11 protein-coding genes are annotated in these 9,694 nt (G+C 64.3%); 4 read left to right on the plus strand and 7 right to left on the minus strand.

Features of this window, described 5'->3' with window-relative positions; translation table 11 throughout:
- Positions 1 to 79 precede the first annotated feature (79 nt).
- From BLX41_RS20550 to BLX41_RS20560, 3 genes are all read left to right on the plus strand, one after another.
- Positions 80 to 583 carry a hypothetical protein gene (locus BLX41_RS20550; RefSeq protein WP_123726371.1) on the plus strand — a complete coding sequence of 168 codons (504 nt, stop codon included), beginning with the start codon at positions 80 to 82 and terminating at the stop codon, positions 581 to 583.
- Entirely contained in the window at positions 580 to 813 is a 234-nt protein-coding gene (locus BLX41_RS20555) for a DUF4287 domain-containing protein (RefSeq protein WP_123726372.1), read from the plus strand. Before BLX41_RS20550 ends, BLX41_RS20555 begins: the two co-directional genes overlap by 4 nt.
- Positions 814 to 967: 154 nt before the next feature.
- On the plus strand, positions 968 to 3,094 hold the full coding sequence (locus tag BLX41_RS20560) for a TonB-dependent receptor family protein (protein WP_123726373.1): 2,127 nt from the start codon (positions 968 to 970) through the stop codon (positions 3,092 to 3,094).
- A gap of 98 nt (positions 3,095 to 3,192) precedes the next feature.
- Here the strand turns inward: BLX41_RS20560 and BLX41_RS33800 are convergent, their stop codons facing one another.
- From BLX41_RS33800 to BLX41_RS20575, 4 genes are all read right to left on the minus strand, one after another.
- A complete protein-coding gene (locus BLX41_RS33800; protein ID WP_185073704.1) occupies positions 3,193 to 3,342 on the minus strand; it encodes a hypothetical protein in 150 nt (49 codons plus the stop codon).
- 151 nt (positions 3,343 to 3,493) lie between these two features.
- Positions 3,494 to 3,991 carry a hypothetical protein gene (locus tag BLX41_RS20565; protein ID WP_123726374.1) on the minus strand — a complete coding sequence of 166 codons (498 nt, stop codon included), beginning with the start codon at positions 3,989 to 3,991 and terminating at the stop codon, positions 3,494 to 3,496.
- A gap of 254 nt (positions 3,992 to 4,245) precedes the next feature.
- Entirely contained in the window at positions 4,246 to 4,560 is a 315-nt protein-coding gene (locus tag BLX41_RS20570; RefSeq protein WP_123726375.1) for a hypothetical protein, read from the minus strand.
- Between the two features lie 219 nt (positions 4,561 to 4,779).
- Positions 4,780 to 5,685, minus strand: a complete 906-nt coding sequence (locus BLX41_RS20575) for a serine hydrolase domain-containing protein (RefSeq protein WP_259745046.1) — start codon at positions 5,683 to 5,685, stop codon at positions 4,780 to 4,782.
- 136 nt (positions 5,686 to 5,821) lie between these two features.
- Here BLX41_RS20575 and BLX41_RS20580 point away from each other — a divergent pair, with 136 nt between their 5' ends.
- On the plus strand, positions 5,822 to 6,352 hold the full coding sequence (locus tag BLX41_RS20580) for a hypothetical protein (protein WP_123726376.1): 531 nt from the start codon (positions 5,822 to 5,824) through the stop codon (positions 6,350 to 6,352).
- A 238-nt stretch (positions 6,353 to 6,590) separates the two neighbouring features.
- On the opposite strand, the gene BLX41_RS20585 is transcribed toward BLX41_RS20580, so the two are convergent.
- The 3 genes from BLX41_RS20585 to BLX41_RS20595 all read right to left on the minus strand — a co-directional run.
- On the minus strand, positions 6,591 to 8,303 hold the full coding sequence (locus BLX41_RS20585; RefSeq protein WP_123726377.1) for an amidase: 1,713 nt from the start codon (positions 8,301 to 8,303) through the stop codon (positions 6,591 to 6,593).
- Between the two features lie 178 nt (positions 8,304 to 8,481).
- Positions 8,482 to 8,949, minus strand: a complete 468-nt coding sequence (locus BLX41_RS20590) for a hypothetical protein (RefSeq protein WP_123726378.1) — start codon at positions 8,947 to 8,949, stop codon at positions 8,482 to 8,484.
- Between the two features lie 20 nt (positions 8,950 to 8,969).
- On the minus strand, positions 8,970 to 9,694 hold a 725-nt coding region (locus BLX41_RS20595; protein WP_259745041.1), incomplete at its 5' end, for a suppressor of fused domain protein.

Genomic DNA, 9,694 nt, shown 5'->3' on the forward strand with positions numbered 1-9,694 from the left:
AAACGCCTGCCTGGCAAGGCTCATCTATTGTCATCAAGGTGGATGGATCTCTCCGACAACCTGAACCGACGAGCTGAACATGAACCGCCAGGAAGCGCTGAACATCCTATGGAAGCGATTGTTCATCATCTTTGTGCTGCTGTTGGCGGCATCCCTGGGGGCGGTCGCCCTGGCCGACGGTTACACCATCCCCTCGGTGGTGTTCATCGTCGGCAATATCGGCGGTTACGTGGGCTTTCACCGGCAACTGTCACACCTTTGCGAGGAGGAGATCATCAGCCTGTGCAGCTCCTGGTTCAACGTGCTGCTGCCGTCGTTCATCGGCGGCATCCTGGCGGGCCTGCTGTACATCCTGTTTATCTCCGGCGTGGTGCAAGGGGAGCTGTTTCCGGAGATCGTCAGTGACAAGAGCTGCAACTACCCCGAGAACAGCTTCTATGTGATTTTCTGCCAGCATGCTGGAGGTTACGCCGCCTATGGCAAGTTGCTGTTCTGGTCCTTTGTTGCGGGTTTCAACCAGAATTACGTGGTCGATCTGATCGAAAACATCAAGGGCAGTAAAAAAGCACAGGGTGAAGCATGAGCGAAGACAGCAAAAGCAAAGCCAGCCAGGTCAAAGGCCCGGCGTCGTACTTTCCTTCCATTGAAAAAAACTACGGTCAGCCCATCAGCCACTGGCTGGAGCTTCTTGGCGCCGTCAGGGGCAAGAAGCACATGGAACTGGTGGCCTGGCTCAAGTCCGAACACGGCATGGGCCACGGTCATGCCAATGCCTTGGTGGCGCACTTTCTGGCGGGAGCCAAGACCCCTTAGCGCCGCCGGCTGGACGCTGTGGCTTCGCCAGTGAAGGCGTGACTGCCGACATCCGCTTTCCTGGCGAAAAAAAGCCCAATTCCCCTGTGTTCTCTTGGTTCTTTGATGCGTCGCAACTTGCATTGCCCCCTTTCTGCCTGTCGGAGTTTTCTCGATGTCTTCGCCAAAATCCTTGCCCACGGCCCTGTTGGGCCTGGCCCTTGCCTGCCCGGCAATCGCCGAGACCCGGAGCGTGGAGCTGGCCCCGGCGCAGGTCCTGGGGCAGGAGCAGAGCGGCGAGGGACAGCGGGTGGAAGAGGCCGAGGCGCGGCTGGCCCAGGTGCCGGGCGCCAGCAATGTGGTGGACATGCGCCGGCCGCTGCAAGGCCGGGTCGCCAGCAACCAGGATGTGCTGGCTTATCAGCCCGGGGTCTACGCCCAGTCCGCAGGGAACGAAGGGGTAAAGATCTCGATCCGTGGCTCGGGCATCAACCGCGCTCCGGGGGCTCATGCCTCGGGGCTGTACACCAAGCTCGACGGTCTGCCCCTGACCGGCCCTGGCGGCACCCCCTATGAGTTGCTGGAGCCCCTGTGGGTCGACCACGTAGAGGTGCTGCGCGGCGCCAATGGTTTCGACCGTGGCGCCCTGGCCCTGGGTGGCGCCATCGATTACGTCAGCCACACCGGCTACGACGCACCGCTGTTGCAGGTGCGCTACGCCACGGGCAGCCACGGTTATCAGCAGCGCCAGGTCAGCTCCGGGCAAGTGCTGGGGGATTTCGACTACTACGTCTCGCTGACCGATGCCAACGCGGACGGCTATCAGGACCACACCCGCAGCCAGAGCAAGGGGGTGATTGGCAACTTCGGCTATCGCTTCAATCCGAACCTGGAGACGCGTTTCTACCTGCGCTACCGCGAGACCGACAATGATCTGGCCGGACGGGTCAGCAAACATTCCATCGAGCACGACCCGCGGGCGGCCAACCCGGCCTACGTCAGCCGCGACGACCGTCGCAAGCAGCCGGGCAGCACCTTTGTCGGCAACAAGACCACCTATTACATCGACGACGATTCGAGCATCCAGACCGGCCTGGTCTACCACGACTACCCCATGGACCTGCGCGAAGGCCCCAACCGCCTGAAGGTGGCCTACAGCGACGTCAGCGGCACCTTCGACTACAAGCGCCGCGACACTCTCTGGGGCCGGGAAAGCCGCAGCACCCTGGGCCTGCGGGTCACCAAGCACCTGCCCAATGACGGCGCCAGCGAGTTTGTGCGGATTCCTGCGGGCAACACCGCCGGCTATGCGCCAGGCACGCGAATCCGCAATTTCACCTACCAGGGCTCGGACACTGTCCTGCACGTTGGCAATGATCTGGAGATCGCCGATGACCTGTGGCTGACCACGGGCCTGGCGGCCATCTACACTCGTCGTGAAAGCGCGGTGACCTACCCCGAAGGGGGCGGCAAGACCAGCCTCGGCGATTGGGACTACGCGCCGCGCCTGGGCCTGCGCTACCAGCTGAACCCGGACCTGCAACTGTTCGCCAACCTCAGCCGCTCGGTGGAAGCACCGCACCCTTGGTCGTTGATCTACAGCTCGAACCTGCGCTTCCCGGCTGGCAGCGGCGTCGCCACTGGCGCCCAGCGCGATCCGATCGAGCTGCGCAACCAGACTGCCACCACCCTGGAGCTGGGCGGCCGCGGCGACAGCAGCCTGGGCGAGTGGAGCCTGGCCTGGTACTACGCCCAGGTGCGCCACGAACTGCTCTCGGTGTTGCCGGACCCCAGCGCCACCACGCCCTATGAACTCAACGCCAGCCCCACGGTGCACCAGGGCGTGGAGGCCAGCCTGCAGAGTGAGCTGTGGTCGCAGCCGGGCGTCGGCCGCTTGAGCCTGCGCCAGGCCTACACCTTCAGCGACTTCCACTACCGCGACGATTCGCGCTTTGGCGACAATCGCCTGCCGGGCCTGCCGATGCACTATTACCAGGGCGAGCTGCGCTACGACTGGCCCCTGGGTTTCTTCGCCGCCGTCAACACCCAGCTGGTGTCCAAGGTGGCGGTGGATTACGCCAACAGCTACTACGCCGACCCTTACGCGCTGTTCGGCGCCACCTTGGGCTACAACGCGCCAAAGAACGACTGGCAGACCTGGGTCGATGTGCGCAACCTGACCGACAAGCGCTACGCCGCCACCGTCACTCCGGGCTACGACGACAAGGGGCTGGACGCGGCGCGCTCGACGCCGGGAGAAGGCTTGGGGGTGTACCTGGGCGTGTCCTGGAGCCTGCGCTGAAAGCAGGGCCGCGAGCGAGCCGACACCCGCCAATGAAAGTGCCCGCGGCAGCGGGCACTTGGTTCATGCCGGGTGGTGTCAGCCCAGGCGGCAGTGATTTACCACTGGCCCGAGAACACGCAGGTCAGCGCTTCGATGGCGCTGAACTTCCACAGCGAATCGCTGCAGTCACTGGCAAAGGCGTGGGCGTTGGAGGCAGTGAGGGCCAGGGCGATGGCCGAGGCATAGACGATTTTCTTGAGCGACATGGGAAAACTCCTTGTTATGAATCCGCACGTTCTTGTAGGCGCCGTCCTGAAGGGGGGGGCTGCTGCGGACTATAGGCCCGTGCTGCCCCCGGCACTATTAGCCCGAGTGTACTAATGGCCCATGTGCATCACTGTGCCGCCTGGTCCAGGCTCAGTTGCGAAAATACAGCTCGTCCAGCTGCCGCCGGCGTATCACCAGGTACTCCTCCCAGACCTTGGAGAAATCCTCGTCCCGGGTGAGGGGGAAGGTCAGGTAGTAAGTCCGACCGCTGACACTGATGTACTCCCGCACCCGCTTGTACGCCGGCTGCTCCAGCAGCGAGATGTATTCGTCATAGGCGTAGTGGTAGTGGGAAATCGTCACCCGATGGGGCGCGATCATGCAGCGGGAGAAGTCGATCACCCAGCCATGGCTCATGTCGCTGCCCAGGTAGCCGTAGACCCCATCCTCGGAGAGGCTGATGGCTTTCCGTGCCTGTACACCATCCTCGTCGTTGACCAGCACGATCTGGCTTTCGAAATAGCGGATGGCCTGTTGCTCGGGGCCGCGCAACTGCAGGTTCCAGCCGACGGCGCCCATGCGGAACTCGCCCTGCTCGGTAAACTCGGCGGTCCAGCCATTGGCGAGGGTAATGCGGTGTGTGGTCATCGTTGTCCTGGTGATGGCTATCCCTGAAGGTCGGGGATTGTACGTCAGCCGCTGTGCGAAACGGCAGGGCCCGTGGCGAGCCGTTGTTCTGTCAGGCCACCGGGTTTCAGTCCTGGGCGAATAGATGCAGGGGAAGTATCAAATACATTGCAATGGCGAACTCGGTCCTCAACTAGCGAACCGAGTTCGATTTAACGGTTGGGCGAGCCGTCACGTATCAATAAGTGATAACTCTTTTAGGTGAATGGTTGACTTCAACTGTAGTCCTTGAAAGTTTTATCCTGCCACTCGCCGCTATTGGGGTTGAATACCTTGTCCGGTTTCTGCACCGGCCCGGATGCGCCAGAACCGGTATGGCCGCGTTGGATCGAAGTAATCTTGGCAATCGGTACTTCGTCTACGCGACCGCTGTAAGTTGTTGATTCCAGATAGGATTTCCCGGCATTGAGGTCAAGCTTCTGGAGTTTTCCCTGATAGCACTGAGGGTTGATCGCACCAGGGAACTGTCCCCAGATACGCAGGTATTCGCCCATGGGAATCTCACTGAGTTCTTCTGCGAAAGTAGTCATTCTAGTTCCTTCAGAATAGGCGTTGTTATGGATTAACTGCCTAGGAAATATAATCAAGCAAAAGCCGTCGGTTATATTTTTTTGCGGCTGTTTATAGGGCGCTTGGCTATATGTCCATTAATTCGGGGTCATGGGTGTAACTTGCAGCCGGGGCAAGTAATAGTGCCGCAGTTATTCATGCCGGCAAGAGCGCGAGCGGTTGGTTACCGTGGTGCTGCACTAGGGGGGGGTCGCCAGCAGACTGCGCAAATGCGCCAGGGCCCGGGTTTCGACCTGGCCCTGGTCGCTCCCGGGATTGAAGACCGCGCAGCAGGCGCTGGTGCCGGCGACGTTGGCGCGATAGACCGCCAGCGTGCTGCCGGGGCCGCTGCCGGTGTGGCCGTAGAGCGTCAGGCCAGACTCGACGCTGCCCACCATCAGGCCCATGGCATAGCCGGGAGCGACCCAGGGTCGGCCGGCCATCGGCCCGCCCAGAACCTGGGCCTGCTGCATGTCTGCCAGCAGTGCCGGGGGCAATAGCGCGCCGCTCAACAGCCGATCCAGCAGCAGCACCGCCTCCGCCAGGGGCCCCACCAGCAGGCCGTGGTAGACCCAGCCGGGGTGGTAGTCGCCCAACTGGCCCAGGTCCACATCCCGCAGATCTTCGCGGGTCACGGCGAGGCGCGTGCGGGACAGGCCCAGGGGCGCCAGTATCCGTTGTTGCAGGGCAAGGTGCAGGGGCAGGTCCGTCGCCTGCTGGATCAACTGCGCCACGAACAGGTAGCCCACATTGGAGTAGCGCCACTGGCTGCCGGGGGCGTAGCGCAGGCGGCTGGCGTCCAGGCGCTGCAGCATCTGTGCACCGGGCCATGCATCCTCGTTGCGCAACACCGCGTCGTGGTAGTCGCTCAGCTCGCTGTAGTCCGCCAGCCCGGCCTGATGCCGCAGCAACTGGCGCAGGGTGAAGGGGCCCTGGGGCCGCGGCTCGTCCAGCCCCAGCAGGCCGTCGCGCACCAGGGTCAGGGCCGCTGCGCAAAGCACGGTCTTGGTGAAGCTCCACCAGGGCACCAGTGGCTGGGGTTGCTGTGGGGCCAGCGGTTGGCCGTTGTGGATCAGGGCATGAAGCACGGAGGGGATGTCCTTGATGGGCTGTGTTGCCGCGCGCTGTTGGGTCAATCAGGCCGTGAGCGGCCCTGCAGGGTACGGCATAATGCGCGGCCGTTTTGCCTAAACCCAGGAATTGATCAGGAGCATCAGGCCGGCTATGTACAGACTTGGGCACATGATAGACAACCAGTGGGTCGAGCACAGTTATCCGCCGGTATTCGTGGTGGCCCCCATTGGCGAGGGGCAGCGCGTGGTGGCGGGCGTTCCAGGCTCGGACCCGCAGGTCCTGCTCAGCCTGCTGGGCTGCCTGGCCGAACCGCTGGTGCTGTTGTTCGTGCTGCACACGCCCCGGGACGAATCGCAAGCCGGACGCTACTGGAGCCCGCAGCTGTCGCGTGAAGACGTTCAGGATTTCATCTACGACTTCAAGCCACTGCTCTGTTGCGACAGCCGTTTCGACCTGTGGGTCCACTCGCCCGAGCAGCAGGCCACCGTGGTCTGGGACCGGCACAACCTGATCTACGGCTACGGGCCGGTGGAAGACTACGCCACGGCCCTGCGCGCACTGGGCTTCGGCCATGGCGAGCCGCAGTTGCCCGTGCCCCATACCCACCACTATCACCCGCAGCTGGACGACCTATGCCGGCAGTTGCTCACCCACTTCGATTGGCAGCACTCGCCATTGCGGCCAGAGGATGAGCAGTGAGGGAGTGAGGTTAAGTCCAGGGTTTGAAAGCCCTGGGCCGGAGCCTGCATGAGGGGTGTTTGAAACGCTCGGATCAGGCTTGAATCGGCTGGCCGATGCAGCGCTGGAAGACCTGTTCCATAGGCTCCAGGTCGCCGTTGAGAGTCGGGTGGTTGTCTGAGCCTGGTGCAGGCAGGTCAAATGGCAAGTGGATTATCCGCGGCGTGAATCGGGGCCGTTGCGGCCCCGATCCGGTTTGTCAGTGGCCGCTGTGCAAGGCCGGCGTCCGTGGTGGAATCAGGCGCTTGCTGCCGGTGGATTCGAAGGCCGAAGCCAGTCGCAGCAGGCTCGAATCGTCATAGGCGCGTCCGGCGAAGGTCAGCCCCACCGGCATGCCGATGTCCGCCATCACCCCCATGGGCACGGTAACGGTGGGCACTCCCAAATGGCGAATGGCAAGGTTGCCGTTGGCCACCCACACGCCATTGCTCCAGGCGATGTCTGCCGACTCGGGATTGATATCGGCATCGGCCGGGCCAACGTCGGCCACGGTGGGGAACAGCACGGCGTCCAGCCCCAGGCGGTCCATCCAGTCTTCCAGGTCGATGCGCCGGGTCTGCTCCAGGCCGCGCAGGCCGTCGGCCAGGGTGCTGATCTGGTCCCAGGTCTTGAGCCCGCGCTTGGCCATGTTCACGTATTGGTCCATGCCGGCGGCCAGGTCGTCTTCGCGGTTGGGCAGGGTGCCGGGGTCGTGGGGGAAGATCTGCGGCCCGTCGACATCCGCCAGGCGGTTGAGCTTGGGGTCGTCGTTGGCCCGCAGGAAGTCGTCGAAGGCCCAGCCCGAGAGCTCCCATAGCTCGTCGTGGAGGAACTCCTTGCTGACCAGGCCGCGGTTGTACACGGTCGGCGCGCCGGGGCGGTCGCCCTCGCAGTTGGACACCAGGGGGAAGTCCACTTCCAGCACTTGCGCGCCGGCGGCCTCCAGGGCCTGGCGCGCCTGTTCCCAGAGGCTGATCACCGAGGGCCGGGTATGGATGCGCTGGCCGGTGGGGCCGCCGATGCCCGGTTTCTCGCTGGTGCCGGCCTCAGGGTCGGCATTGATGTACATGCGCGGCACGCCAAGGCGCTTGCCCTTGAGCGCCGCGGCGCCGGCCGCCAGTTGCGGGTAGGAGGCCGGGCGCACCGAAGCGACGCTGGGGATCGGCACCCAGGGCTGCAGGCGCCACAGGTCGCCGCGGGTGTCCGGGTCTTCGGCCACCACCACGTCCAGCACTTCCAGGAGGTCGGCCATGGTCCGGGCAAAAGGCACCACCACGTCCATGGTCGGGGTCAGCGGCCAGTTGCCGCGTACCGAGATCACCCCGCGCGATGGGGTGTAGGCGCACAGGCCATTGTTGGAGGCCGGGCCACGGCCGCTGGACCAGGTTTCCTCGGCCAGGCCGAAGGCGGCGAAGCTGGCGGCGGTGGCGGTGCCGGCGCCATTGGACGAGCCCGAGGCGAAGGGTGCGGTCAGGTAGGCGGCGTTGTACGGGCTTTCGGCGCGGCCATACACGCCGCGCTGCATGCCGCCGTTGGCCATGGGCGGCATGTTGGTCTTGCCCAGGCAGATGGCCCCGGCGCCCCGCAGGCGCTCGATGGTGAAGGCATCGCGGTAGGCCACCAGCTCGGCGAAGGCCGGGCTGCCGGACGCCGCAGTCAGGCCCTTGACCAGGTAGCTGTCCTTGGCGGTGTAGGGAATGCCGTCCAGCGGGCCCAGGGTCTGGCCCTTGGCGCGGCGCTCATCGGCGGCCCGCGCCTCGTTCAGCGCCTCGGGGTTGCGCACCACCACGGCGTTGAGGGCGGTGGCGGTGTTCGGGCCGTCATAGGCCTCGATCCGCGCCAGATAGGCCTGGACCAGCTCCACCGAGGTGGTCTGCCCGGATTCCAGGGCGGCGCGCAGGTGGGCAATGGAGACTTCGGTGACTTCGATCATGCTGCTACCGCCGTTGGCTGGTGGGTGATGAGGTGCAGAGGGCGCAACGGGGCGCGGGTCTTCGGGTATTGGCTGTGCATGGTGATTCTCGTGGTACGGCTGGCACGACAAGGGTGGCATGGGAACGCTGGGGGCCTTTTTAGCATCTAGTGCCGGGCAGAGGAATCGGCTTGGTGGATTATTGTTTCAGGCCAGCTGCGCCAGGGCCTGCGGGCTCCACGTTGAACTCGCCAAGGTAGTCCAGGGTTGCCGTGCTTGTGGGCTGGCGTTGATTGGCGCCGCCGGAGGTCGATTTGTGGTCACCGTAAATCGACTCGCAGCCAACGATGATGAAATGGCTGTAGCCGGAGTCGATGCGCGTGCGCAGCTGGTGTTTTCCGGCGTCGCTGCGGGTCAGCGACTCCAGGTATTGCGGGCAGTCTTCACTGCCGATCAGCTCGACGAAATCGGAGTCCATGTAGTAACCCAGCTCCTGTTTGAGGCGCCAGCTGGGGTTGCGTGCTTCCCAGGCGCTGAACTCGGCGTCGCTGGCGTCGGCCGCGGGTTTCGGCTCCCACTGTTCGAAGGCAAACCGTTCGGCCTCTGCCTGGTTCGGGAAGCGGGCAGCGAACAGGTAGAAAGGGAAGTAGTTCTCGGCTTCTGACATGGACGGCTAGGCTCCTTGGTTCAGATCAGGCTGGCGCGCTGCAAATGGCTGACATGACCATGGCCGGCGGCGCTCAAGCGTGCGGCCAGGTCTTCCCGGGCCTGGGCCCCGCCGCTGCGCACGTACTCCAGCTCCGCGGCGGTGATCAGCACCACCGGCACCAGGGTCACGGGGGACAGCGGCATGTCTTCCAGGCGCGTCGGGAAGTCCGGGGCCGGGCCGCCCACCAGTACCCCGGCGCAGTCGTCGGCGCTGATGAAATGCGCTGGCAGTTGCTCGCTCATGGCGCGGGACTGGCTGACGCCGGGCAGTTCCAGGGACAGCACCCCGTAGCGCTGCAGGCGTGCAGTGAGGCCACCGGCATCGGCCGTGGTGTTGGCCACGCAGCGCAGCAGTTCGAAAGCCCAGCTATCGGCGAACGGGTAGACATCACCCACCGCGCCCTGGGCATGGGGTGGGATGTCCGGGGTTTCGACGAACAGTTCCATCTCGAAACCATTGCCCAGATCATCACCTGTGACCCCATCGAACGGGTCGGACAGGCCCTCGGTGGCGAGAATGATGCCGTTGTTGCGACGCACGATGCGATAGGCCTGGCGCGTGGAGGGCCAGTGCGAGCCGCCCATGAAACTGGGGCTGATGGCGAAGCCCAGGACGTCTTGCTCACAGTGGCCGACCGCTTGCCAGTGGCGATCGAGGCAGGCGGCACCTGCCTCCATCAGGGCAATGCCGGCCAGCTCTGCTT

Origin of the sequence: Pseudomonas protegens (genome assembly GCF_003732485.1) — a bacterium.
GTDB classification, from domain to species: Bacteria; Pseudomonadota; Gammaproteobacteria; order Pseudomonadales; family Pseudomonadaceae; genus Aquipseudomonas; species Aquipseudomonas protegens_B.

Coding starts and splice junctions, on each gene's coding strand:
- BLX41_RS20585 (WP_123726377.1), bottom strand. CDS start 8,303: ATGATCGAAGTCACCGAAGTCTCCATTGCCCACCTGCGCGCCGCCCTG.
- BLX41_RS20555 (WP_123726372.1), top strand. CDS start 580: ATGAGCGAAGACAGCAAAAGCAAAGCCAGCCAGGTCAAAGGCCCGGCG.
- BLX41_RS20560 (WP_123726373.1), top strand. CDS start 968: ATGTCTTCGCCAAAATCCTTGCCCACGGCCCTGTTGGGCCTGGCCCTT.
- BLX41_RS20580 (WP_123726376.1), top strand. CDS start 5,822: ATGATAGACAACCAGTGGGTCGAGCACAGTTATCCGCCGGTATTCGTG.
- BLX41_RS33800 (WP_185073704.1), bottom strand. CDS start 3,342: ATGTCGCTCAAGAAAATCGTCTATGCCTCGGCCATCGCCCTGGCCCTC.
- BLX41_RS20570 (WP_123726375.1), bottom strand. CDS start 4,560: ATGACTACTTTCGCAGAAGAACTCAGTGAGATTCCCATGGGCGAATAC.
- BLX41_RS20550 (WP_123726371.1), top strand. CDS start 80: ATGAACCGCCAGGAAGCGCTGAACATCCTATGGAAGCGATTGTTCATC.
- BLX41_RS20590 (WP_123726378.1), bottom strand. CDS start 8,949: ATGTCAGAAGCCGAGAACTACTTCCCTTTCTACCTGTTCGCTGCCCGC.
- BLX41_RS20565 (WP_123726374.1), bottom strand. CDS start 3,991: ATGACCACACACCGCATTACCCTCGCCAATGGCTGGACCGCCGAGTTT.